Consider the following 23,146-nt stretch of genomic DNA (forward strand, 5'->3'; position numbering starts at 1 on the left):
TTTCCGATGTGGGCGATGAGGCCAGGATGTCCATTCGCCGGTCATCGCTATTCGGCCGCGGTTTTCATCTCCACGGCCACCGCATCGATCTCATAGGAGTAACCGTCCAGCATCTCGTAGGCCTTTTCGATATGGCCTATTTCGGTTTCCGCCTTGACGATCGCATCGTTGATCGTGTCGCATCGCGAGCGGAGCATGCGTCCCAGAACGTCGGCATCCGGTTTCTTGCCAATGCGGTCGATATGATTGCGGATGCGGGCGCGGTGGCGCTCCATCTCCAGGATGTGGAAACGCGCATTGACGATCTTGTCCGTGAGCTTGCGGCGCATGGCCGCGACCGGATCGAAACTCCCCGGCTCCCGCTCGTCCAGGATGATCTCGTTGACCAGGGTTTCCAGGATCACCAGTCCCTGCAGGTCCTTGGTGTCGGCAAGTTCCGGATCATAGCCGGTGTCGTCATAGACCTTGCGGCGAACGGGATCGGAAAGAAGCTCGTAGGACATCGTCAGCTTGCTGAACATGTCGACATCGCCGCCGGCATCCGGATGGGCGGTTTTCGCGCGCTTGCGATAGGCCAACTTGATGGCTGCGCCATCGGCCTCGCGGGAAACACCAAGCATCTCATAAGGGTCGATCACAGTGTCACCTGTTTTCGGCGATTCAATTCCATTGTCCTAACGGCTATGGCCCACAGGCTCAACCCATTATCCAATCTTGTGGCCAATTAGGGGCAGGTCATACCCCCTGCCCGGTTTTCCCCACAGGCAAGATGCCCCTTCGGCATTCCGTAATGGGAACGCGTCATCTCGGGAGGTGGCAGGCTACAGTTCACCCACGCCCACTCCTTCCTGCACGACCTGCTCGCCCTCATCCGGGATCGCATGGCGGCAGGCCATGGCGGTTTCCCGCTGGTCGGCACGCCGGAGCAGGTGGCCGAAGGCATCCGGAGAACCGTGACCGGTTAGCTTCTTCGCCGGCTTCCGAATGAGAGGCGCCGGCCCTCGGCCACCGGCGCCATCAGGAAGCTCATGACGACGCAGGGCAACAAGACGAGAAAGGTTGCGATGAGGCTGACATGCTCGGCGATAAAGCCGAGCAATGGCGGCACGCCTATGGTCGAGAGCATCAGCGTCAGCGCCAGGGCCGCAAGGTTTTCCGAAGGCTGGCCCTTGCCGAGCGCGATCGTCGTGGAAACGGCAAGAGGAAATGCCAGCGCCACGCCGCAACCGATCAGGAAAAGTGCGACCCCTGCCAACGTGAGGCTCGGCGTCGTCACCATAAGCAAGCTCCCGATCGCCACCGAGACGGCCGAGGCGCGTACCAGAACCATGGGCCCGAAACTCTCGCGCAGCATGTCGCCGGAAAGACGGGTTAATCCCATACCGATCGTGAAGGCCGCATAAAGAATGCCGGCGATTGCCGGGTCAGCCTTCAGCTCCTCGCGAAGGAAGAAGATGCCCCAGTCGTAAATCGCTCCCTCGACGATGCACAGGCCAAAAACCATGACGCAGATGAGCATGATCGTCCGGTCGGGCAGGACGTAAGCCGACCGCCTGCGATCCGGCTGCCGCTCCGGCGCCACATCCCTGGGGGTGATCCAGAAGACCAGAAGGCATGCGGCGACGACGAAACCGGCGGCCATCACCTGCTGCGAAAACGGCGTCACCGCCCTCTCCGCCAGGAAACCGGAACACAGGGAGCCGACGAGCAGTCCGACGGACCAGAAACCGTGGCTGCGCGCCAGAACCTTCGTGCCGGTTCGCTGTTCGATCCCCGCGGAAATCATATTGGCGGCGACGTCGAAAATCGTCCGGAAAAAGCCGAAGAGAAAGAAGCAGAGCAGGAAGCCGCTGACCGGCAGGATGGTCAGTGCCGGTGTGAGCATGGCGCAGATCGGCAGTGTCACGAGCGCGGTCAGGCGCGGCGTGAAGCGATCGTTGATCCGGCCGGCCAGCGGCAGGGCGAGAAATGTGCCCACGGGAGCGCTGAGCAGCGCGAAGCCGAGAACCGCCTTGTCGATGCCCATCGACGCCTGGATCGTCGGCAGTCGGGTGAACAGGGAGATAAACAGGATGGCGTTGCTGAAATAGAGCAGCGCTGGCGGCAGAAGGATTTTCATGAAATTGCATTCCGGGCGAATCAGGAGCTCCCGGCGCATTCGTGCCAGTGCGGACAGCCGCAGGCAAGCGGCGATAACGGGACCCTGCCTTGCGCTGCGGCAGGGAGGAAATACACGGAAAAGTGCGCAATCCGACCTCTCTCCAAAGGGGTTGTCATCATCCTGTAATCATTTGGATTCGTTTGCCCACGCCAAAGGCGCTGCCGGAAAATTCTGCAGTCACCATCTTCTCCTTTGGCCGAAAAGCGCTAGCATTTTTTCGTATGTTCCCGGAGAACCCCGATGCCCGTTCGATTGCTCCCCGTCGTTCTGTGTTTCGTTCTCTTTTCCCTGCTCCCGGCCAAGGCCGAAGATCCGGTCGCGCAGGCTCAGGCCGTCATTTCCGGCCAGATCGCCGCGCTGATGCATAATGATGCGGAGAAGGCCTATTCCTTCGCTTCGCCGGGTATTCGCAGCCTTTATCCCAACAAGGATCAGTTTCTGGATATGGTGCGCAAGAGCTACGAACCGGTTTATCATGCCGGCAACTATGCCTTCGGCCGTTCGAAACTGATCGGCGGCGGGGAGGTCGTGCTGCAGGAAGTGATGATCGGCGCCCGCGAAGGCAAGGACTGGACCGCCATCTACGAAATGCGGCTGATGGACGACGGCTCGTACAAGGTGAACGGTGTGCGGATGATCCGCAACACCACCAGCCAGGGGATATGAGGGGAGCGGGCGGGGAGCCGCCGCCCTGCCCTCAGATCGGATCGATATCGCCCCTGGCCCAGGCTTCCTGCGTCTCGGCATAGAAATCCGCGAAACGTCCCTCGGCGATCGCCTGCCGGATGCCCTTCATCAGGTCCTGATAGTAATGCAGGTTGTTCCAGGAGAGCAGCATTCCGCCGAGCGCCTCGTCCGAACGCACGAGGTGGTGCAGGTAGGCGCGGGAATAATCACGCGCCGCCGGGCAGCTTGATTCCTCGTCCAGCGGGCGAAGATCCTCCGCGTGTCGGGCGTTGCGGATATTGACCTTGCCGCGACGCGTGAACGCGAGGCCATGGCGGCCCGAGCGTGTGGGCATGACGCAGTCGAACATGTCGATGCCGCGCGCGACCGATTTCAGGATGTCATCCGGCGTGCCGACGCCCATCAGGTATCGGGGCTTTTCGTGCGGCAACACGGGCAGCGTGGTTTCCAGCATCTTCAGCATGACGTCCTGTGGTTCGCCGACCGCAAGGCCTCCAACCGCATATCCCTTGAGATCGAGCTGCTTCAAACCTTCCGCGGAACGGATGCGCAGGTCCGGCTGGTCTCCACCCTGGACGATGCCGAACATCGCCTTGCCCGGCTGGTCGCCGAACGCCACTCGGCAACGTTCCGCCCAGCGCAGCGACAATTCCATCGCCCGTTCGATCTCCTTGGGTTCGGCCGGAAGCGCGACGCATTCGTCCAGTTGCATCTGGATGTCGGAGCCGAGCAGGCCCTGGATTTCGATCGAACGTTCCGGCGACATGTGGTGCAGGCTGCCGTCCACATGGCTCTTGAACGTCACGCCCTTCTCGTCGAGCTTCCGCAATCCCGAAAGCGACATGACCTGGAAACCGCCGCTGTCCGTCAGGATCGGATGCTCCCACCGGATGAGATTGTGGAGCCCGCCGAGACGCGCGACACGTTCCGCCCCCGGCCTCAGCATCAGATGGTAGGTGTTGCCCAGGATGATGTCCGCGCCGGTATCGCGAACCTGGTCGAGATACATGGCCTTGACGGTGCCGACGGTGCCGACCGGCATGAAGGCAGGCGTCCTGATCACCCCGCGGGGCATGGTGATTTCGCCAAGGCGGGTGCCGCCGTCGGTGGCCTTCAGATTGAACTGGAAATTCTCGGTCATCGGTCGTCTCGGAAAAGCAGGCTCGCATCGCCATAGGAGTAGAAGCGATAGCCTGTCGATATGGCATGGGAATAGGCCGAACGCATCGTCTCAAGCCCGCAAAATGCCGAGACCAGCATGAACAGCGTCGATTTCGGCAAATGGAAATTGGTCATCAACATGTCGACCGCCTTAAAACGGTAACCGGGCGTGATGAAGATATCCGTCGCCCCGCTCCAGGGGGTGATCACGCCGTTTTCGCCTGCGGCGCTTTCGATGAGACGCAGAGACGTGGTGCCGACGCAGACGACCCGCCCGCCGGCGCGCCTGACGGCATTCAGCCGCGCGGCGGTATCGGCGCTCACATGGCCTATCTCCTGGTGCATCCTGTGGTCCAGGGTGTCGTCCGCCTTGACCGGCAGAAAGGTTCCTGCCCCCACATGCAGCGTCACGAAATGCCGCTCGATGCCGGCGGCGTCGAGTTTGGCGAAAAGCTCGGGGGTGAAATGCAGGCCGGCCGTGGGGGCTGCGACCGCCCCCTCCTCGCGCGCATAGATGGTCTGATAGTCCTTCCTGTCCCGGGCGTCCTCCGGCCGTTTGGCTGCGATATAGGGAGGTAACGGGATATGCCCGACCGCCATGATCGCCTCGTCCAGCGCCGGCCCGGAAAGCTCGAAGCGCAACGTCACCTCGCCGCCCTCGCCCTTCTCCTTCACGGCGGCGGCAAGCGAACCGAGGAGGCAGGCATTGCCTGCGTGGCCGAATTCGATCCGGTCACCCACCTTGATGCGTTTTCCGGGCTTGGCAAAGGCCTTCCAGACATTGGAGGCAGCCCGCATGTGCAGCGTCGCCGAGACCTGCTGGCCACCCGCCCCTTCCCGTTGGCGGATGCCTTCCAGCTGGGCGGGAATGACCTTGGTATCGTTGAAGACCAATGCGTCGCCAGGTCTCAGGAAATCCGGCAGTTCCGATACCTTGTGATCGGCCAGCGCCGGCTCGCCTTCCGGCCGCACGACGAGCAGGCGTGCACTGTCGCGCGGGCTTGCAGGCCTCAGCGCAATGTTTTCCTCTGGCAGATCAAAGTCAAAGAGATCGACGCGCATGAAAAATCCAGAAATACGAAACCCGCCCCGCCGGAAGACGGAGCGGGTTTTTCCGTTTATGCCAAATCAGACGTCCGCGGCAACGCGCAGCGAGACGATCGAGTCCGGGTCGCTGACGGGCTCGCCCTTCTTGATCTGGTCGATATTGTCCATGCCCTCGATGACCTGGCCCCAGACCGTATACTGCTTGTTCAGCCAGGGAGCATCGGTAAAGCAGATGAAGAACTGCGAGTTGGCCGAGTTCGGGTTCTGCGAGCGGGCCATGGAGCAGGTGCCGCGCACGTGCGGAACGGCGGAAAATTCGGCCTTCAGATCCGGCTTGTCGGAACCGCCCATGCCGGCCCGGGCCGGGTTGAAGCTCTCGCCTCCCTGCTTGCCGAACTTGACGTCGCCCGTCTGGGCCATGAAATCGGCGATGACCCGGTGGAAAACGACGCCGTCATAGGCCTTTTCGCGGGCGAGTTCCTTGATGCGGGCGACATGGCCCGGAGCGAGGTCCGGCAGCAGCGAGATGACGACCGTGCCCTTGGTGGTTTCCATGACGAGGGTGTTCTCGGGGTCCTTGATCTCTGCCATTTTCTTCTCCTTTTCGAGGCGCCTGTAACGTCGTCTGCGACTGGGCGCTCTGAGTTTACTTCTTGCCGACGGTGACCTTGATCATCTTGTCGGGGTTGGTCACTTCACCGTTGCGGCCCTGGCCGCGCTTGATCTTGTCGACGAATTCCATGCCGGACACGACCTTGCCGATGACCGTATACTGGCCGTTCAGGAAGGAGCCCTGGTCGAACATGATGAAGAATTGCGAATTGGCCGAGTTCGGGTTCTGGGCGCGCGCCATGCCGACCATGCCGCGTTCGAACGGCACCTTGGAAAACTCGGCCGGAAGATCCGGCAGGTCGGAGCCGCCCGTGCCGGCGCGAGCCGGGTTGAAGCCCGGGCCTCCCTCCTTGCCGAACTGCACGTCGCCGGTCTGCGCCATGAAGCCGTCGATGACACGATGGAAGACCACGCTGTCATAGGCTCCCTTGGTCGCCAGCGCCTTGACCTGCGCCACATGCTTCGGCGCGACGTCCGGCATGAGCTGGATCACCACCGGGCCGTCCTTGAGCTGGATGGTGAGGAAATCGTCCGGCGCGGCGGAGACCGGCATGATCATGGAAGCCAGGGCGAAAGCGCCGGCAATGGCAAGACGAAGCAGTTTCATACGGAACTCCACGTTCGGAAACGATCAGCGTTTCAGCTTGTTCTTCAGGGCCTTGAGGACCGCGGCAGGCACGAAGGCACTGACGTCGCCGCCCATCGCCGCGATCTGCCGGACCAATGTGGCCGTAATGGGCCGTGAGGCCGTGCCGGCCGGCAGGAAGACCGTCTGGATGTCCGGCGCCATCTGCCGGTTCATGCCGGCCATCTGCATTTCGTAATCGAGATCGGTGCCGTCGCGCAGGCCCCGGATCAAAAGCGTCGCGCCGTTGGCGCGGGCCGCATCGACCACCAGGTTGTCGAAAGACACGACCGAAATATTGCTCACCCGGTCCGGCAGGACTTCGGAAAGCGATTCGCGGATGAGACCGGCCCTTTCCTCGAAGGTGAACATCGGCGCCTTGCCTGGATGAATTCCGATCGCGACGATCACCTTTCCGGCGACATTGAGCGCCTGGACAAGCACGTCCAGATGACCGTGGGTCATCGGATCGAAAGAACCGGGATAAAAAGCTGTCGTCATGCCGGGCGGCCCGTTTCAACGAAATTCCCCGGCCTTTTGTCATGGAAGCACTCTCACCGCAAGGCTCTGCCCAATTCTGAACGAAAGATGAATGCGCCGTTCAAGGGCGTTTCAGCAGCACTGTGGTCTTGTGACCATCGTGGCGGGCATGAAGACCCGTCCGTATCGAGGGAGAAACGAAGGGAAATGCTGGCTTTGATGGTGATATGTGCCGTGGCGCTCGCTTTCTTGATGGAGGCCGTGGTCGTCGCCTTCAGGTCGGAAGAGGCTTGAAAGGTCAGGGAATTATGAACGCCAGATGAACGGACCATTCAAGGACGCTTCAGAGCAGCCCGAATAAGTTTCTCTTAAAATGCGGTGGAACCTGTTTGCGCAAGGCGCGTTCAGGCAAACAAGAAGGACAGACGGAGATGATCGCGAAAAGGAAAACGGTCATGCCTGACAAGATCACCATGATCAATCTGGTATGGACGGCAATGATCGCTGTAATGCTCACAGCAACAGTGACCCTTTATCAAGATAAATCCGAATTGACCGATCTCAACTACCCGCAGGTAACGGGTCGTTATACGGATCTCTCGTATTACTGACGCGGATACACGAGCGAGAAAGGATGAACATGTTCGTGACGTTGACTGTACTTGCAGGCTTGATCAGCATCATGTTCGTGGCATCCGTGGCGTCCACGATTTCCGAGCTTCGCCGCGAACGCGAAGACATGAAGGATTTCCGCGATTTCGCGCGGCGCCACAGCGCATTCTAGCAATTGTCCAGTAGTACGGACCGGATCACGCAGACTTCCCGTCGCGACCGGTTCAAACAAAAGCCGGAGGATTTTCGTCCTCCGGCTTTTACTTTATTCCTGTTCATGACGATGCGGCCTATTCGGTCGCACCCTCATCCGCCGGACGTTCGTCCGCGGCGGTATCGGCTTCTCCGGTCTCCGAGGTCAACTCGTCCGACAGGCCGTTGCCGTTTTCCTCCTCGCCTTCCGGCTCGCTGATACGCTCGACCGAAACAACCTTCTCGTCCTTGGCCGTGGAGAAGATCGTGACGCCCTTTGTCGCGCGGCTGGCGATGCGGATGCCGTTGACCGGCACGCGGATCAATACGCCGCCATCCGAAACGAGCATGATCTGATTGCTCTCCTCCACCGGGAAGGCAGCGACCAGTTCGCCGATCTCGGACGTCTTCGACGTATCCGTGGCACGAATGCCCTTGCCGCCACGGCCGGAGGTGCGGAAGTCGTAGGAGGAAGAACGCTTGCCGAAGCCTTTCTCGGAGACCGTCAGCACGAACTGCTCGCGCGCCTTCAGCTCCTCGTAGCGTTCGTCGTTGAGCTGTCCCTCTTCGGTGACTTCCTCGCCGACGAGAGCGATATCCTCCTCGTCGACGCCAGCGGCACGGCGTTCGGTCGCCGAGCGCTTCAGATAGGCCGCGCGCTCCCATGGCTCAGCATCCACATGGCCGACGATCGTCATGGAGATGATGCGGTCGCCATCGCCAAGCGTGATGCCGCGCACGCCGATCGAATTGCGGCCGGCGAAGACGCGCACGTCATCGACCGGGAAGCGGATGCACTGGCCGAGCGCCGTCGTCAGCAAGACGTCGTCCCGATCGGTACAGGTTTCGACGGAGAGGATCTCATCGCCCTCCTCGTCCAGCTTCATGGCGATCTTGCCGTTGCGGTTCACCTGCACGAAGTCCGACAGCTTGTTGCGGCGGACCGTGCCGCGCGTGGTCGAGAACATCACGTCCAGGTTATCCCAGGTCACTTCGTCCTCGGGCAGCGGCATGATCGTGGTGATGCGTTCACCGGCCTCGAGCGGCAGCATGTTGATCAGCGCCTTGCCGCGAGATTGCGGCGTGCCGATCGGCAGGCGCCAGACCTTCTCCTTATAGACGATGCCGCGCGAGGAGAAGAACAGCACCGGCGTATGGGTGTTCGCCACGAACAGGCGATTGACGAAATCCTCGTCGCGCGTCGCCATGCCGGAGCGGCCCTTGCCGCCGCGCCGCTGGGCACGATAGGTGCCGAGCGGAACGCGCTTGATATAGCCGAGATGCGATACCGTGACGACCATATCCTCGCGGGCGATGAGGTCCTCGTCGTCCATATCCGGACCGCCTTCGAGGATTTCCGTGCGGCGCGGCGTGCCGAATTCGTCGCGAACGGCAGCCAGTTCGTCCTTGACGATCTGCTGGATACGCAGGCGCGACGACAGGATGTCGAGATAATCGCTGATCTCGGCGCCGATCTTGTTCAGCTCGTCGCTGATTTCGTCGCGTCCAAGTGCGGTCAGGCGGGCAAGACGCAGCTCGAGGATCGCGCGGGCCTGCTCTTCCGACAGGTTGTAAGTGCCGTCATCGTTGAGCTTGTGACGCGGATCGTCGATAAGCCGGATCAGGGATTCGACGTCATGGGCCGGCCAGCGGCGGGTCATCAACTGCTCGCGCGCCGTCTGTGGATCGGGAGCGCGACGGATCAGGCTGATGACTTCGTCGATATTGGCGACCGCGATCGCCAGACCGACCAAGACGTGCGCACGCTCGCGCGCCTTGCGCAGCAGGTATTTGGTGCGCCGGCTAACCACCTCCTCGCGGAAGGATACGAAAGCCTTCAGCATGTCGACCAGGGTGAGCTGCTCCGGCTTGCCGCCGTTCAGCGCCACCATATTGCAGCCGAAGGACGTCTGCAGCGGTGTATAGCGATAAAGCTGATTAAGTATCACTTCCGCATTGGCGTCGCGCTTCAGCTCGACCACCACACGATAACCTTGACGGTCGGATTCATCACGCAGGTCGGAAATGCCCTCGATGCGCTTTTCGCGCACCAGTTCGCCGATCTTCTCGACCATGGTCGCCTTGTTCACCTGGTAGGGAACTTCGGTGACGATGATCTGTTCGCGGTCGCCACGCATCGGCTCGATATGAGCGCGTCCGCGCATGATGATCGAGCCGCGGCCCGTCTCGTAGGCGGACCGGATGCCGGCGCGGCCGAGGATCAGGGCGCCGGTCGGGAAATCCGGACCCGGAATGATCTGCATCAGTTCCGGCAGATCGATCGCCGGATTGTCGATGATCGCGATGCAGCCGTTGATCACCTCGATGAGGTTGTGCGGCGGGATGTTGGTCGCCATGCCGACCGCGATGCCACCGGCGCCGTTGATCAGCAGGTTCGGAAATTTCGCGGGCACCACGACGGGCTCGGAGAGCGTGCCGTCATAGTTGTCGCGAAAATCGACCGTCTCCTTGTCGAGGTCATCGAGAAGCGAATGGGCCGCCTTCTGCAGACGGCATTCGGTATAGCGTTCGGCCGCCGGCGGATCGCCGTCGATGGAGCCGAAATTGCCCTGGCCGTCGATCAGCGGCAGACGGAGCGACCAGTCCTGCGCCATGCGCGCCAGTGCGTCATAGATCGCCATGTTGCCGTGGGGATGGTATTTACCCATCACGTCCCCGGTAACGCGGGCGCACTTGACGTATTTCTTGTTCCAGTCGATGCCGAGTTCCGACATGCCGTAAAGGATGCGCCGGTGCACCGGCTTCAATCCGTCGCGGACGTCAGGAAGCGCACGGCTCACGATCACGCTCATCGCATAATCGAGATAGGAGCGCTGCATCTCTTCCATGATGGAAATGGGTTCGATGCCTGGAGGCAGCTTTCCGCCGCCGGGTGTGCTTTGCTCAGTCAAATCGGATCACGATCTCTGTTCGGAATCAGTTGGTTTTTTTATAGCGGAAAGCGGTTCCGAGCGCCAATTTCCGCCAGGGTTTTGAACAGCTTTTGCGGTGTTTTCCGGGCAGTGTTAACGACATGACGCCTCATTCCTGAAAACCCGTTGCGGGCTTCCCTAAACCGCGCGCCTGTCCTAACAATCTTCGCATGCGACTGCAAGAATTGCAGCCTGACGGGGGAAGACATGGCCACGCCTGACATGCTGATCAATGCGCTCACGACCATGCTCGTGACACTCGATCCACCGGGGCTGGCGCCCGTTTTCCTCGGCCTGACCGTCGGCATGACGGCGGTTCAGCGCCGGCATGTGGCGCTTCGCGGATCGCTGATCGCCTTCTGCATACTGGCGGTCTTCGCCCTCTTCGGTTCGGGCGTGCTCGGTCTTCTCGGAATATCGATCGGCGCCTTCCGGATCGCCGGCGGCCTCCTGCTTTTCTGGATCTCCTTCGAGATGGTGTTCGAGCGGCGGCAGGAGCGGAAGGAGAAGACCTCGCAGGCGGCGATCACCATCGACCATATCCAGAACATCGCCGTTTTCCCGCTCGCCCTGCCCCTGATCGCCGGCCCGGGCGCCATTTCCGCCACCGTGCTGCTTGCGGGATCTTTTCCCGGCGCCTTCGACCGGGCGCTGCTCATCGGCATCATCGCGCTGATCATGGTGCTCGTCTATGTGACCCTGCTGGTCGCCGAACGGCTCGACCGGTTTCTCGGCGTCACCGGCCGGGCAATTCTCACCCGTCTGCTGGGCGTCATCCTGGCCGCGCTTTCGGTCCAGTTCGTGATCGACGGCGTGCGCTCGGCCTTCAATCTGTAAGTCTTCCGCGACATCGCGGTGTTTTCTGCTAAAAGCCCGCATCGACAAAGAGATTCGAGGGCCTGCATACCATGCGACGTGCGTTGCGGCGGCTCCTGCCGGAGCCTGCACCCATCAGTTCGAAGGAAAGATTGCGCGCCGCCTCCGGTGCTCTGGCCGGCATCCTCGTCACCGGCCTGATCGGAAGCCTGGCCTTGCGAGCCGACGCCTCGCTTCCGGCGCTGATCGCTCCGATGGGGGCTTCGGCCGTGCTGCTTTTCGCCGTGCCGTCCAGCCCGCTCGCCCAGCCATGGTCGATCCTCTGCGGCAATATCGTCGCGGCATTGGTCGGCGTCACGGCAGCCATGTTCGTCGACGACCCGTTCGTGGCTTCCGCGCTCGCGATCGGCTTGGCAATCGCCGCCATGATGACACTGCGCTGCCTTCATCCGCCAAGCGGCGCCATCGCACTCACCGCGGTACTCGGCGGGCCGGCCATCCATGAACTCGGCTACGGCTTCGTGCTCTGGCCGGTTGCGGGCAATTCCCTGGCCTTGCTGGTGCTCGCCCTCATCTACAACAACCTGACCGGTCGCCCCTATCCGCATGCGATCAAGCCTTCGACGGATCACGGCACCGCCGACCCCGCCCCCATAGAGCGCATCGGCTTCACGTCGGCCGATCTCGACGACGTGCTCAAGGAATATGACGAATTCCTCGATATCGACCGCGACGACCTGGAAACCATCCTGCGGCGGACGGAATTGCGCTCCTACCGCAGACGCGCCAGCCATCTCGATTGCAACATCATCATGTCCCGCGACGTGGTTGCCGTCGCGCCGGACAATTCGCTGAAGGAGGCGCACGACCTGATGCGCGCCCATCACTTCAAGGCCCTGCCCGTCACCAATGACAGGGCCGAGGTCATCGGCATCGTTACGCAGACCGATTTCCTCGACAAGGCGAACTGGACCAAGGGACGGCCCCGGATCGGTTTTGCCCATCGCCTGCGCCTGGTGCTTTCCGGCGCCAGCGCTCCCAACGATACCGTCAAGGACATCATGACCGCGCCCGTCCGGACCGTCGGCCCCGACACTCCCATTGCGGACGCCATTGTCATCTTCGCCGAGGAAGGGCTACACTATCTGCCGGTCACGCGGGAGAACAACAAGCTGGTCGGGATCGTCTCCCAGTCCGATGTCCTGGTGGCCATGCTGGCCGATGCCGCAGCCAGCTGAAGCGCGGAACCCGCAAGAGCGCTCTTCCCCTCTACCGCTACAGCATTCCCCAGGACTGTGCACAGGGGCCGCTCTCGCCCGGCCGGAACGACCGATCAGAACGGAATGTCGTCATCCATATCACGCGAGAAATTGCCGCCAGCGGGCTGACTGCCACGGCTGGCTCCACCCGAAGGCCGGCCGTAATCGTCCCCGCCGCCATAACCGCCGCTGAAGTCGTTTCCACCGACGTCGCTGCCGACGCGATTGTTGCCGCCGCCGTAGCTGCCTCGATCGCCCCCGCCCTCACCGCGACCGTCCAGCATCGTCAGCGTGGAATTGAAGCCCTGCAGCACGACTTCCGTCGTGTAGCGGTCGTTGCCGTTCTGGTCCTGCCACTTGCGCGTCTGCAGCTGGCCCTCGATATAGAGCTTGGCGCCCTTCTTCACATATTGCTCGACGACCTTGCAGAGGCCTTCGTTGAAAACCACGACATTGTGCCATTCCGTCTTTTCACGGCGTTCGCCGGAATTGCGGTCGCGCCAGGTCTCCGAGGTCGCAATTCGCAGGTTGGCGATCGGGCGACCGTCCTGCGTGCGGCGGATTTCCGGATCGGCTCCGACATTTCCCACCAGGATAACCTTGTTCACGCTACCAGCCATAATTCTCACCTTGTCCGCCGCATCCTGCGGCCCTAAATCCGTCGTGGTACCTTAACCCATCGGTTCGATCCGTTGGGCGCAGATGATTTTTAATCCACAGACAAATTTGTTCTTTATTTGTTCTAATTTATTCCTATAGTGCTGTCAACCGACTCGGAACCGCCGACGGGTTGCGGCAGTTTCGTCTCGACCAGGCGCGCATCAATCACTACATAAGGGCCTTCCATCCTCCCCGAAGAGCATGAAGATGAGTGAACTGAAGACCATTTCCATACGTGGTGCGCGCGAGCACAATTTGAAGGGCATCGATCTCGATCTGCCGCGCAATTCGCTGATCGTCATGACCGGCCTTTCCGGTTCGGGCAAGTCCTCGCTTGCTTTCGATACGATCTATGCCGAAGGCCAGCGGCGTTATGTCGAAAGCCTTTCGGCCTATGCGCGTCAGTTCCTGGAGATGATGCAGAAGCCTGATGTCGACCAGATCGACGGGCTTTCGCCGGCCATCTCCATCGAGCAGAAGACGACCTCGCGCAATCCGCGCTCGACGGTCGGCACGGTCACCGAAATCTACGACTACATGCGCCTGCTTTTCGCACGCGTCGGCGTCCCCTATTCGCCGGCGACCGGCCTGCCGATCGAAAGCCAGACGGTCAGCCAGATGGTCGACCGCATCCTCGCTTTCGAGGAAGGCACGCGTCTTTATATCCTGGCGCCGATGATCCGCGGGCGAAAGGGCGAGTACAAGAAGGAACTCGCCGACCTGATGAAGAAGGGCTTTCAGCGGGTCAAGGTCGACGGGCAATTCTATGAGATTGCCGATGTTCCGGCGCTCGACAAGAAATACAAGCACGATATCGATGTTGTCGTGGACCGCCTCGTGGTGCGCTCCGATATCTCGGCGCGCCTGGCGGACAGTCTTGAAACTTCGCTGAAACTCGCAGACGGTCTGGCGGTGGCGGAATTCGCCGACAGGCCGTTGCCGCCCGAAGAGACGGCCGCCGGGGGCTCGGCCAACAAGTCGCTCAACGAGACGCACGAGCGCGTGCTGTTCTCCGAGAAATTCGCCTGCCCCGTTTCCGGCTTCACCATTCCGGAGATCGAGCCACGGCTCTTTTCGTTCAACAATCCGTTCGGCGCGTGCCCGACCTGCGACGGCCTTGGCTCGCAGCAGAAGGTGGACGAGGCGCTGATCGTGCCGGAACCGGCCCGGACCTTGCGGGACGGCGCGATCTCGCCCTGGGCCAAATCCACCTCTCCCTATTACAACCAGACGCTCGAAGCGCTGGGGAAAGTGTTCGGCTTCAAGCTTTCGAACCGCTGGAACGAGCTGTCCGGCGAGGCGCAGAAGGCAATCCTGCATGGAACCGAGGAGAAAATCGAGTTCCACTATGCCGACGGCGCCCGTTCCTACAAGACGGTCAAGAATTTCGAGGGCATCGTTCCGAACCTCGAACGCCGCTGGAAGGAGACCGATTCGGCCTGGGCGCGCGAGGATATCGAGCGCTACATGTCGGCCGCCCCCTGCCCGGCCTGCAACGGCTACCGCCTGAAGCCGGAAGCGCTCGCGGTGAAGATCAAAAAGCTGCATATCGGCGAAGTGACCGATATGTCGATCAGAGTGGCGCGCGACTGGTTCGAGGCGCTTCCCGGCGAATTGAATGCCAAGCAGAACGAGATCGCGGTACGAATCCTCAAGGAAATCCGCGAGCGCCTGCGCTTTCTCAACGATGTCGGCCTCGATTACCTGAGTCTCTCTCGCAATTCCGGCACCCTGTCCGGTGGCGAAAGCCAGCGCATCCGGCTCGCCTCGCAGATCGGCTCGGGCCTGACGGGCGTGCTCTACGTACTCGACGAGCCTTCGATCGGCCTTCACCAGCGGGACAATGCCCGCCTGCTCGAAACGCTGAAACACCTGCGCGACATCGGCAATACGGTAATCGTCGTCGAACATGACGAGGACGCGATCCTCACCGCCGACTATGTCGTCGATATCGGCCCCGCCGCCGGCATCCACGGCGGCACGGTGGTCGCGCAGGGCGCGCCCGCCGAGATCATGGCCAATCCGAAGTCCCTGACCGGCAAGTATCTTTCCGGCGAACTCGGCGTGCCGGTGCCGGCCGAGCGCCGCAAGCCGAAGAAGGGCAAGGAGATCAAGGTCGTCGGCGCGCGCGGCAACAATCTCAGGAATGTCACGGCCTCCGTGCCGCTTGGCGTCTTCACGGCGGTGACCGGCGTTTCGGGCGGCGGCAAATCCACGTTCCTGATCGAAACGCTCTACAAGGCGGCCGCACGGCGGGTGATGGGTGCGCGTGAGATACCGGCCGAGCACGATCGGATCGACGGGTTCGAGTTCATCGACAAGGTGATCGACATCGACCAGTCGCCGATCGGCCGCACGCCGCGCTCCAACCCGGCGACCTATACCGGCGCCTTCACGCCGATCCGGGACTGGTTCGCAGGCCTGCCGGAAGCGAAGGCGCGCGGCTACCAGCCCGGCCGTTTCTCGTTCAACGTCAAGGGTGGCCGCTGCGAGGCGTGCCAGGGCGACGGCGTCATCAAGATCGAGATGCACTTCCTGCCGGACGTGTATGTCACCTGCGACGTCTGCCACGGCAAGCGCTACAACCGGGAAACACTGGATGTCGCCTTCAAGGGCAAGTCGATTGCCGACGTGCTCGACATGACGGTGGAGGAAGGCGTCGAATTCTTCTCGGCGGTGCCGGCCGTGCGCGACAAGCTGCAGTCGCTTTTCGATGTCGGCCTTGGCTATATCAAGGTCGGCCAACAGGCCAACACGCTTTCGGGTGGCGAGGCGCAGCGCGTCAAGCTAGCCAAGGAACTGTCGAAGCGTTCGACAGGCCGTACGCTCTACATCCTCGACGAGCCGACGACCGGCCTGCACTTCCACGACGTCGCCAAGCTCCTGGAGATGCTCCACGAACTGGTGAACCAGGGAAATTCCGTGGTGGTGATCGAGCACAATCTCGAAGTCATCAAGACGGCTGACTGGATCATCGACATTGGACCGGAAGGCGGCACCGGCGGCGGAGAAATCGTCGCGGCCGGCACGCCCGAGCAGATCGTCAGGGAGAAGCGGTCCTATACCGGCCAGTTCCTGAAGGAACTGCTGGAGCGGCGGCCGGCAAAGAAGGTTGAAGCGGCGGAGTGAACCTCCGCATGTTGGAGGTGAGTTCATGACCAAAGCCGGCATCATTCGCACGGGCATCGGCGGCTGGACCTTCGAACCCTGGGAGGGCACGTTCTACCCCGAGAAGCTGCCGAAGAAGAGGCAGCTCGAATATGCCGCCGGCAAGCTGAAGGTCATCGAGGTCAACGGCACCTACTACGGATCGCAGAAGCCGGAAACCTTCGCCAAATGGGCTTGCGAAGTCCCGGACGGTTTCATCTTTTCGCTGAAGGCGAGCCGCTTCACGACGAATCGCAAGGTTTTGGCGGAAGCCGGGGAATCGATCGAGAAATTTCTGGGTCAGGGGCTGACGGAACTCGGTGACCGTCTCGGCCCCCTGCTCTGGCAGTTCGCCCCGACCAAGAAGTTCGAACCGGACGATTTCGAGGCCTTCCTGAAGCTTCTGCCCGATAAGCTTGACGGCTTGAAGCTGACGCATGTGGTGGAAGTGCGCCATGACAGCTTCAAGGTGCCGGAATTCATCGCGCTGCTTGCGAAATACAATATCGCGCCGGTCTGCGCCGACCATTTCGAATACCCGATGATCGCCGATGTCACCGCCGATTTTGTCTATGCCCGCCTTCAGAAGGGCTCCGACGACATCGCTACCTGCTACGCGGAACCGGACATGCAGGCCTGGGCCCGGAGGCTGGAGACCTGGTCCCAAGGCGGCGTGCCGGACGATCTTTCCCTGATTGACGGGACCCGCAAGGTTGAAAAACGGCCGCGCGACGTGTTCGCTTTCTTCATCCACGAAGGCAAGGTGAATGCGCCGTACGGAGCCATGGCGATGCGGGAACTGCTGGAAGAAAGAGCTAGGCGCTGAAGCCGACACCAGCCTGAGCGGCAAGTTCTTCGGCCGTCATGCCTTTGCCGGCACGTTTGCCGGCCTCTCCATGCAGGTAGACGCCAGCGGCGGCGGCTTCGAAAGCAGGCATGCCCTGAGCGAGCAGCGCACCGATCATGCCTGCGAGAACATCGCCGGAGCCTGCGGTGGCAAGCCAGGGCGGTCCGTTGGTGTTGATGTGGGCGCGTCCGTCGGGGCTCGCGATGACCGTGTCGGCCCCCTTGTAGACGATCGCGGCATGGGCGCGTTCGGCGGCCCTCACCGCCTTTTCGACCTTGCTCAAGTCCTCGTCTGCGGCAAGATCGGGAAAGAGGCGGGAAAACTCGCCTTCATGCGGCGTCAGGACCAGATGGGACTCGCCGCCTGTAAAGGCATCGAAAAGTTCCGGCGGGCTTTCCCTGAACGATGTGATGCCATCCGCGTCGAGCACCAGCGGCCTGTCCCTGAGCGAGAGCACGAATTGCTTCGCTTTTTCGCCGATACCGAAACCCGGCCCGAGGACGAAAGCGGCAAGCTTTGCCGTGTGAAGCCATGTTTCAAGGTCTTCTGCGGTATCGATCCGATGCAGCATGATCGCCGTAAGCGACGCGGCGTTGACCGGCATCGCGTCATCGGGCGAAGCAACGGTCACAAGCCCCGCCCCCGCTTTCAGGCCCGCCATTGCCGACAGCCGGGCAGCCCCGGTCTTGTCTGCCGGGCCGGAAAAAACCGCGAGATGGCCACGCCGGTATTTGTGGGTATCGCTTTCGGGCTCCGGCAATAAATCCCGCCAGAGATCCGGCCTGTTCTCACGAATCTTCCCCGCCACGGAGAGGACGATACGGGCGGGAATACCGATATCGAAAACCTCGACCTCACCGCAGAGCGACCGGCCCGGCAAAAGCAGATGGCCCGGCTTGCGAGTCATGAAGGTGACCGTGCGGACAGCCGCGAAAGCGGCGCCAAGCGGACGGCCGCGCCGGCCGCATAGACCGGAAGGCAGGTCCACGGCCAGAACGGGCACGTTTGCCTGCCTCACCTTGTCGATCAGTTCCGCGACGAGCCTCGGAACATCGCGGGCGAGACCCGCTCCAAACAGGGCGTCGATCACCAGGTCACCGGGGTGAGGCAGATAGTTTTCCAGCGGCTGCGACGGTAAACGGGAAAGCTGCCGCGCCAGCCTTGCATCACCCTTGAGCCTGCCGGGATCGCCGAGGTGATAGACTGCCACGGAAGCCCCCGCATCGGCCAAGGCCCGGGCCGCGACATATCCGTCGCCACCATTGTTGCCGGGACCGCAGAGCACGGCATAGCGCCCCGCGCCCGAAAAATGCCTCAGCGCGGAGGCGGCAACCGCCTGCCCCGCCCGTTCCATCAGGCCGAAGGAGGAAATGCCGGATGCCGCCGAGGCCGCGTCGGCCGCCCCCATCTGCTGGGGTGTCAGGAGGATATGGTCGGGCAAATGTCGCATGACGGTATTGAACGGAAAGCCGCCCGGAAAACAAGCGTCCTCTTTTCGATCTGTTTGATTAACAAATAAGCAAATGAATAAGATATAATCATCGCTTTAAGTGTGGTCGCATTTCCTTAATTTTCAAGAAAATGTCAAAAAAGCCCAATTCTTGTGCCGCAGCGCACAAAAAATGCGAAAAACGGAAGCATTTTTGTCACGAAAGCGGCACTTGCGCAGGGATTTGGTGCAAAACCGCATTATCTTTTTGAAAGTGCCTTCCGAGTTTGGCACGATATCTGCATTGGCATGGCCGAGTGGGTAAAGGCCTGCTTCAAGGGAGAAGCGGAGAGATAGTTTCTCATGAAAAAGATCGAAGCGATCATCAAGCCTTTCAAGCTCGACGAAGTGAAGGAAGCCCTTCAGGAGGTCGGCTTGCAAGGGATCACTGTGACCGAGGCAAAGGGTTTTGGCCGCCAGAAAGGCCATACGGAGCTTTATCGGGGCGCAGAATATGTTGTCGACTTTCTGCCTAAGGTGAAGGTCGAGGTCGTCCTGGCGGACGAAAACGCGGAAGCGGTCATCGAAGCGATTCGGAATGCCGCGCAGACTGGACGGATCGGAGACGGCAAGATATTCGTCTCCAACGTGGAGGAGGTCATCCGCATCCGCACCGGTGAAACGGGCATAGACGCCATCTAACTGCCTTCCGGCCGTCCGGCCGGGGCTTCTCTTCAGTCGTCATCTTACATTGAGGAACGTCATATGACGAGCGCAAGCGAAATCATGAAACAAATCAAGGAAAACGACGTCAAGTTCGTGGACCTGCGCTTCACCGACCCGCGTGGCAAGCTTCAGCATGTCACCATGGATATTGCCTCCGTCGACGAGGACATGTTCGCCGATGGCGTCATGTTCGACGGTTCCTCGATTGCCGGCTGGAAGGCCATCAACGAGTCGGACATGGTGCTCATGCCCGATCCGGCGACGGTCCACATGGACCCGTTCTTCGCCCAGTCGACCATGGTGATCTTCTGCGACATTCTCGACCCCATCTCGGGCGAAGCCTATAACCGCGATCCGCGCGGCACCGCCAAGAAGGCCGAGGCCTATCTCAAGGCATCCGGCATCGGCGACACGGTCTATGTCGGACCGGAACCGGAATTCTTCGTCTTCGACGACGTGAAGTACAAGGCCGATCCCTACAATACGGGCTTCAAGCTCGATTCCTCCGAGCTGCCGTCCAACGACGACACGGACTACGAAACCGGCAACCTCGGCCACCGTCCGCGCGTCAAGGGTGGCTACTTCCCGGTCCCGCCGGTAGACAGCCTGCAGGACATGCGCTCGGAAATGCTGACGGTGCTCGCCGAAATGGGCGTCGTCGTCGAGAAGCATCACCACGAGGTCGCTGCCGCCCAGCACGAACTCGGCGTCAAGTTCGACACGCTCGTGCGCAACGCGGACAAGATCCAGATCTACAAGTACGTCGTGCACCAGGTCGCCAATGCCTACGGCAAGACCGCGACCTTCATGCCGAAGCCGATCTACGGCGATAACGGTTCGGGCATGCACGTCCACCAGTCGATCTGGAAGGACGGGAAGCCGACCTTCGCCGGCGACGAATATGCCGGTCTTTCCGAAAGCTGCCTCTATTACATTGGCGGCATCATCAAGCATGCCAAGGCGATCAACGCCTTCACCAACCCCACGACGAACTCCTACAAACGTCTCGTGCCCGGTTTCGAAGCGCCGGTCCTGCTTGCCTATTCGGCTCGCAACCGCTCCGCGTCGTGCCGCATTCCGTTCGGCTCCGGTCCGAAGTCGAAACGCGTCGAGGTCCGCTTCCCCGATCCGCTGGCGAACCCCTATCTCGGCTTTGCCGCCATGCTGATGGCCGGCCTCGACGGCATCAAGAACAAGATCCATCCGGGCAAGGCCATGGACAAGGATCTCTACGACCTGCCGCCGAAGGAACTGAAGAAGATCCCGACGGTCAGCGCTTCGTTGCGCGAAGCGCTCGAAAACCTCGATCGCGACCGCAAGTTCCTGACCGCCGGCGGCGTCTTCGACGACGACCAGATCGATGCGTATATCGAACTGAAGATGACGGAGGTCATGCGTTTCGAGATGACGCCGCATCCGGTCGAATTCGACATGTATTATTCGTCCTGATCCTGACGGCGCGGAAAACTGCGCCTTCCTTCCTGAGCGGCGGGCCATCAAGCCCGCCGTTTGCCTTTGGGGGCTTGCCCCCTGCTTCTTCCGGTGTCCGATGCCTTCCCCGCCCCCGCCCCAGCCGCGCACCCTCGACTGGCTGATCTTTGCCCTCGTTCCCGTCTTCTTTTCCAGCAACCTGATTTTCGGGCGGGGCGTGATCGGCGAGATAGGCCCGTTCATCACGGCCTTCATCCGCTGGGGTGGCTCCACGCTGGTCATGGTCCCGGTGCTTTATCTCGACCGGCGCTCGGCCTGGTCGTTCGTGCGCAAGCATACCTGGCTCTGGCTCTGGCTCGGGTTCCTTAGCATCGGCATCTGCGGCGGTTTCGTCTATTGGGCGCTGACACTCACCACCGCCTCGAATGCGACGCTGATCTACACGACTTCGTCGCTTTTCATCATTCTCCTGGAGTGGCAGTTTTCCGGCCGCAGCATCGGCGGCCGCGAACTGATGGGTATGGCGGTGGCGTTTGCGGGCGTTGCCGCGATCGTCTTGCGCGGAGATATTGCCGCACTTGCTCACATGAATTTCAATCTCGGGGATCTCGGCATGCTGGTGGCCGCGATAGCCTTCGCGATCTATTCGGTACTCCTGCGTCGTCCAGCCGCCCGGTCGGTCCGCCCGTTGTCCTTGTTCGGGTTGATCGCCTTCTCGGGCTCACTACTCCTCCTGCCGCCCGCGATATGGGAACTCTTCCATGGAGGGCTGCTTCCCCGGACGTTTTCGGCATGGTGGAAGATCGCCGGCATCATCGTCTTCGCATCGCTTGCCGCCTTCTTCTGCTTTCAACACACAGTGCGCATCTTCGGGCCGGCAACGGCTGGCATCACGCTCTACATGATGCCGCCGGTTTCGATCGTGATGGCGGTGATCTTCCTTGGCGAGACCTTCGAGTATTACCACGGGGTGGGAATCGTACTTGTGCTCGGCGGCGTAATCCTGGCGACTGCAGGCCCTCGAAAACCGGCGACGTCCTGAAGTCAAATCCGGGGAACACTATGCGCCTACGTACATTCCTCTCTTGATGTCGGAGAATTTTATTCCCACATTGGATGCGAAAGGACATCGCACCATGAAACAACGCAACGCTAAATTTACCATCGGAGAAGTGGTTCGCCACAAGGTCTTTCCGTTTCGGGGCGTCGTGTTCGATGTTGATCCGGAATACGCCAATACGGAAGAGTGGTGGAATGCCATTCCTGCGGAGATCCGGCCGAGCAAGGACCAGCCCTTCTATCATCTCCTCGCGGAGAATGACGAGACGGAATACGTCGCCTATGTTTCCGAGCAGAACCTCGAACACGATCAGAGCGATGCCCCCCTGCGGAACCCGCAGGTCTACCAGATCTTCGATCGTGCTCCGTCCGGCCAGCTGAAGCCCAAGGTCATCCTGGCCCACTGATCCCATCTGGCCGAACAGGCCGGGATTGAAGGCGCCGGCTCACGAGCCGGCGCTTTTTCTTTTTCCTGCGGGGCCGTTCCCGGCGCCGCCTTCGGACATCCGCAGCTTCGGAATCAAAAGCCCGGCGCGAAGCCGGGCTCTCTCATTCTGGCCTGGGCCGGATTACTGACCCTGCTTGGCGGCGTTCTGCGCGTCTTCCAGCTTCTTGCGGGTCTCTTCGGCCTTGCGCTGCATGCCCTCTTCCAGGCTCCGCTGGCTCTGGGCGATCTTTTCCTGAGGCATGGCCGGACCGTCGAAGACACCCGTGAAGCCCTGGAGCGAAACCTTGATCGGGTTCGGCGCGCGGCGGAAATTGATGGACGTGAAGATCACTTCATTGCCCTTCTTGAGGCTTGCGATCATCGGGTCCGTCAGCGGAACTTCGGCCGTGCATTTGTCCGGAAGGCAGACGACGTAGTCGAGCTTCTGGCCCTTGCCGCCGTCGATCTGCATGATGATGCCCGGAGGCACGAGCCGTGCGGTCGGAACCGAGACCTGCAGGATCTTGCGGTTGACCTTGCCTTCGACCGTGATCAGGCCGACGGCCGTGATGAGCTGGCCGTTCTGGGCAGCGATGATGTTCTGCACGACGCAGAGGTCGCTGTCATCCTGCTTGGAGCAGGTCTTGAACCAGCCGAGCGGCGGGGCGCCCGGCGCGGCCGGGGCCGCAGCATCCTGTGCAAAGGCTGCAACCGGCAGCGTGCTCGCGCCGATCGAAAGAGCGAGAGCGGACATCGCCGTCCGCAGAACTTGGGTTGCCTTGAGCATCATACCAGATCCGTCTCCTGAAATCCGTTGGGTACGGCCGAGCCGCTT

General features: G+C 61.3%; 22 protein-coding genes. 11 read left to right on the forward strand and 11 right to left on the reverse strand.

Features of this window, described 5'->3' with window-relative positions:
• Window positions 1–47 precede the first annotated feature (47 nt).
• Complete coding sequence (locus tag ACFFP0_RS18445) at window positions 48–638, reverse strand: J domain-containing protein (protein WP_377263531.1); 591 nt, start codon at window positions 636–638, stop codon at window positions 48–50.
• Window positions 639–961: 323 nt separating this feature from the next.
• Complete coding sequence (locus ACFFP0_RS18450) at window positions 962–2,119, reverse strand: MFS transporter (protein ID WP_377263532.1); 1,158 nt, start codon at window positions 2,117–2,119, stop codon at window positions 962–964.
• A gap of 282 nt (window positions 2,120–2,401) precedes the next feature.
• Here ACFFP0_RS18450 and ACFFP0_RS18455 point away from each other — a divergent pair, with 282 nt between their 5' ends.
• On the forward strand, window positions 2,402–2,827 hold the full coding sequence (locus ACFFP0_RS18455; RefSeq protein ID WP_377263534.1) for a DUF4864 domain-containing protein: 426 nt from the start codon (window positions 2,402–2,404) through the stop codon (window positions 2,825–2,827).
• 31 nt (window positions 2,828–2,858) lie between these two features.
• On the opposite strand, the gene tgt is transcribed toward ACFFP0_RS18455, so the two are convergent.
• From tgt to coaD, 5 genes are all read right to left on the reverse strand, one after another.
• Window positions 2,859–3,989: a tRNA guanosine(34) transglycosylase Tgt gene (tgt, locus tag ACFFP0_RS18460; protein WP_377263535.1), complete on the reverse strand. Its 1,131-nt coding sequence runs from the start codon at window positions 3,987–3,989 to the stop codon at window positions 2,859–2,861.
• Window positions 3,986–5,071, reverse strand: coding sequence for a tRNA preQ1(34) S-adenosylmethionine ribosyltransferase-isomerase QueA (queA, locus tag ACFFP0_RS18465; protein ID WP_377263536.1), 1,086 nt, complete (start codon window positions 5,069–5,071; stop codon window positions 3,986–3,988). The genes tgt and queA overlap by 4 nt, the downstream gene beginning before the upstream one ends.
• 66 nt (window positions 5,072–5,137) lie before the next feature.
• The gene (locus ACFFP0_RS18470) at window positions 5,138–5,647 is read right to left on the reverse strand and encodes a peptidylprolyl isomerase (RefSeq protein ID WP_377263537.1); all 510 of its coding nucleotides are present in this window, start codon (window positions 5,645–5,647) and stop codon (window positions 5,138–5,140) included.
• Between the two features lie 55 nt (window positions 5,648–5,702).
• The gene (locus ACFFP0_RS18475) at window positions 5,703–6,275 is read right to left on the reverse strand and encodes a peptidylprolyl isomerase (RefSeq protein WP_377263538.1); all 573 of its coding nucleotides are present in this window, start codon (window positions 6,273–6,275) and stop codon (window positions 5,703–5,705) included.
• A gap of 24 nt (window positions 6,276–6,299) precedes the next feature.
• The gene (gene coaD, locus ACFFP0_RS18480; protein WP_377263539.1) at window positions 6,300–6,794 is read right to left on the reverse strand and encodes a pantetheine-phosphate adenylyltransferase; all 495 of its coding nucleotides are present in this window, start codon (window positions 6,792–6,794) and stop codon (window positions 6,300–6,302) included.
• 434 nt (window positions 6,795–7,228) lie between these two features.
• Between coaD and ACFFP0_RS18485 the strand changes: the two genes are divergently transcribed.
• Window positions 7,229–7,384, forward strand: coding sequence for a hypothetical protein (locus tag ACFFP0_RS18485; protein ID WP_159457700.1), 156 nt, complete (start codon window positions 7,229–7,231; stop codon window positions 7,382–7,384).
• Between the two features lie 35 nt (window positions 7,385–7,419).
• On the forward strand, window positions 7,420–7,557 hold the full coding sequence (locus ACFFP0_RS18490; RefSeq protein ID WP_377263666.1) for a hypothetical protein: 138 nt from the start codon (window positions 7,420–7,422) through the stop codon (window positions 7,555–7,557).
• A 118-nt stretch (window positions 7,558–7,675) separates the two neighbouring features.
• Here the strand turns inward: ACFFP0_RS18490 and gyrA are convergent, their stop codons facing one another.
• Window positions 7,676–10,489 carry a DNA gyrase subunit A gene (gene gyrA, locus ACFFP0_RS18495; RefSeq protein ID WP_377263540.1) on the reverse strand — a complete coding sequence of 938 codons (2,814 nt, stop codon included), beginning with the start codon at window positions 10,487–10,489 and terminating at the stop codon, window positions 7,676–7,678.
• Between the two features lie 228 nt (window positions 10,490–10,717).
• Here gyrA and ACFFP0_RS18500 point away from each other — a divergent pair, with 228 nt between their 5' ends.
• Together ACFFP0_RS18500 and ACFFP0_RS18505 are read left to right on the forward strand one after the other, a co-directional pair.
• Entirely contained in the window at window positions 10,718–11,347 is a 630-nt protein-coding gene (locus tag ACFFP0_RS18500) for a MarC family protein (protein WP_377263541.1), read from the forward strand.
• 71 nt (window positions 11,348–11,418) lie between these two features.
• Window positions 11,419–12,564, forward strand: coding sequence for an HPP family protein (locus tag ACFFP0_RS18505; RefSeq protein WP_377263542.1), 1,146 nt, complete (start codon window positions 11,419–11,421; stop codon window positions 12,562–12,564).
• 95 nt (window positions 12,565–12,659) lie between these two features.
• Here the strand turns inward: ACFFP0_RS18505 and ACFFP0_RS18510 are convergent, their stop codons facing one another.
• Window positions 12,660–13,205, reverse strand: coding sequence for a single-stranded DNA-binding protein (locus ACFFP0_RS18510; RefSeq protein WP_377263543.1), 546 nt, complete (start codon window positions 13,203–13,205; stop codon window positions 12,660–12,662).
• Between the two features lie 247 nt (window positions 13,206–13,452).
• Here ACFFP0_RS18510 and uvrA point away from each other — a divergent pair, with 247 nt between their 5' ends.
• Both uvrA and ACFFP0_RS18520 read left to right on the forward strand, forming a co-directional pair.
• Window positions 13,453–16,374 carry an excinuclease ABC subunit UvrA gene (gene uvrA / locus ACFFP0_RS18515; RefSeq protein WP_377263545.1) on the forward strand — a complete coding sequence of 974 codons (2,922 nt, stop codon included), beginning with the start codon at window positions 13,453–13,455 and terminating at the stop codon, window positions 16,372–16,374.
• Between the two features lie 25 nt (window positions 16,375–16,399).
• Complete coding sequence (locus ACFFP0_RS18520; RefSeq protein ID WP_377263547.1) at window positions 16,400–17,218, forward strand: DUF72 domain-containing protein; 819 nt, start codon at window positions 16,400–16,402, stop codon at window positions 17,216–17,218.
• On the opposite strand, the gene ACFFP0_RS18525 is transcribed toward ACFFP0_RS18520, so the two are convergent.
• Window positions 17,208–18,689 (reverse strand): NAD(P)H-hydrate dehydratase, encoded by a 1,482-nt coding sequence (locus ACFFP0_RS18525; RefSeq protein WP_377263549.1) that lies wholly within the window; start codon window positions 18,687–18,689, stop codon window positions 17,208–17,210. The two genes, ACFFP0_RS18520 and ACFFP0_RS18525, sit on opposite strands and share 11 nt — an antisense overlap.
• A gap of 342 nt (window positions 18,690–19,031) precedes the next feature.
• On the opposite strand from ACFFP0_RS18525, the gene ACFFP0_RS18530 reads away from it, so the two are divergent.
• The 4 genes from ACFFP0_RS18530 to hspQ all read left to right on the forward strand — a co-directional run bounded on the left by ACFFP0_RS18530 (window position 19,032) and on the right by hspQ (window position 22,291).
• Window positions 19,032–19,370, forward strand: coding sequence for a P-II family nitrogen regulator (locus ACFFP0_RS18530; RefSeq protein ID WP_011975544.1), 339 nt, complete (start codon window positions 19,032–19,034; stop codon window positions 19,368–19,370).
• A 63-nt stretch (window positions 19,371–19,433) separates the two neighbouring features.
• Window positions 19,434–20,843 carry a type I glutamate--ammonia ligase gene (gene glnA / locus ACFFP0_RS18535; RefSeq protein WP_377263554.1) on the forward strand — a complete coding sequence of 470 codons (1,410 nt, stop codon included), beginning with the start codon at window positions 19,434–19,436 and terminating at the stop codon, window positions 20,841–20,843.
• A 100-nt stretch (window positions 20,844–20,943) separates the two neighbouring features.
• A complete protein-coding gene (locus tag ACFFP0_RS18540) occupies window positions 20,944–21,867 on the forward strand; it encodes a DMT family transporter (protein WP_377263556.1) in 924 nt (307 codons plus the stop codon).
• A gap of 94 nt (window positions 21,868–21,961) precedes the next feature.
• On the forward strand, window positions 21,962–22,291 hold the full coding sequence (gene hspQ / locus ACFFP0_RS18545) for a heat shock protein HspQ (protein WP_377263558.1): 330 nt from the start codon (window positions 21,962–21,964) through the stop codon (window positions 22,289–22,291).
• A gap of 162 nt (window positions 22,292–22,453) precedes the next feature.
• Here the strand turns inward: hspQ and ACFFP0_RS18550 are convergent, their stop codons facing one another.
• Window positions 22,454–23,101, reverse strand: coding sequence for an invasion associated locus B family protein (locus ACFFP0_RS18550; protein ID WP_377263560.1), 648 nt, complete (start codon window positions 23,099–23,101; stop codon window positions 22,454–22,456).
• Window positions 23,102–23,146: the final 45 nt, after the last annotated feature.

It is taken from the genome of Neorhizobium puerariae (assembly GCF_042429745.1).
GTDB lineage: Bacteria > Pseudomonadota > Alphaproteobacteria > Rhizobiales > Rhizobiaceae > Neorhizobium > Neorhizobium puerariae.

Coding starts and splice junctions, on each gene's coding strand:
- ACFFP0_RS18530 (WP_011975544.1), top strand. CDS start 19,032: ATGAAAAAGATCGAAGCGATCATCAAGCCTTTCAAGCTCGACGAAGTG.
- ACFFP0_RS18450 (WP_377263532.1), bottom strand. CDS start 2,119: ATGAAAATCCTTCTGCCGCCAGCGCTGCTCTATTTCAGCAACGCCATC.
- ACFFP0_RS18525 (WP_377263549.1), bottom strand. CDS start 18,689: ATGCGACATTTGCCCGACCATATCCTCCTGACACCCCAGCAGATGGGG.
- hspQ (WP_377263558.1), top strand. CDS start 21,962: ATGAAACAACGCAACGCTAAATTTACCATCGGAGAAGTGGTTCGCCAC.
- ACFFP0_RS18470 (WP_377263537.1), bottom strand. CDS start 5,647: ATGGCAGAGATCAAGGACCCCGAGAACACCCTCGTCATGGAAACCACC.
- ACFFP0_RS18510 (WP_377263543.1), bottom strand. CDS start 13,205: ATGGCTGGTAGCGTGAACAAGGTTATCCTGGTGGGAAATGTCGGAGCC.
- ACFFP0_RS18505 (WP_377263542.1), top strand. CDS start 11,419: ATGCGACGTGCGTTGCGGCGGCTCCTGCCGGAGCCTGCACCCATCAGT.
- uvrA (WP_377263545.1), top strand. CDS start 13,453: ATGAGTGAACTGAAGACCATTTCCATACGTGGTGCGCGCGAGCACAAT.
- ACFFP0_RS18520 (WP_377263547.1), top strand. CDS start 16,400: ATGACCAAAGCCGGCATCATTCGCACGGGCATCGGCGGCTGGACCTTC.
- glnA (WP_377263554.1), top strand. CDS start 19,434: ATGACGAGCGCAAGCGAAATCATGAAACAAATCAAGGAAAACGACGTC.
- ACFFP0_RS18475 (WP_377263538.1), bottom strand. CDS start 6,275: ATGAAACTGCTTCGTCTTGCCATTGCCGGCGCTTTCGCCCTGGCTTCC.
- ACFFP0_RS18540 (WP_377263556.1), top strand. CDS start 20,944: ATGCCTTCCCCGCCCCCGCCCCAGCCGCGCACCCTCGACTGGCTGATC.
- ACFFP0_RS18550 (WP_377263560.1), bottom strand. CDS start 23,101: ATGATGCTCAAGGCAACCCAAGTTCTGCGGACGGCGATGTCCGCTCTC.
- queA (WP_377263536.1), bottom strand. CDS start 5,071: ATGCGCGTCGATCTCTTTGACTTTGATCTGCCAGAGGAAAACATTGCG.
- ACFFP0_RS18455 (WP_377263534.1), top strand. CDS start 2,402: ATGCCCGTTCGATTGCTCCCCGTCGTTCTGTGTTTCGTTCTCTTTTCC.
- ACFFP0_RS18500 (WP_377263541.1), top strand. CDS start 10,718: ATGGCCACGCCTGACATGCTGATCAATGCGCTCACGACCATGCTCGTG.
- ACFFP0_RS18485 (WP_159457700.1), top strand. CDS start 7,229: ATGCCTGACAAGATCACCATGATCAATCTGGTATGGACGGCAATGATC.
- tgt (WP_377263535.1), bottom strand. CDS start 3,989: ATGACCGAGAATTTCCAGTTCAATCTGAAGGCCACCGACGGCGGCACC.
- coaD (WP_377263539.1), bottom strand. CDS start 6,794: ATGACGACAGCTTTTTATCCCGGTTCTTTCGATCCGATGACCCACGGT.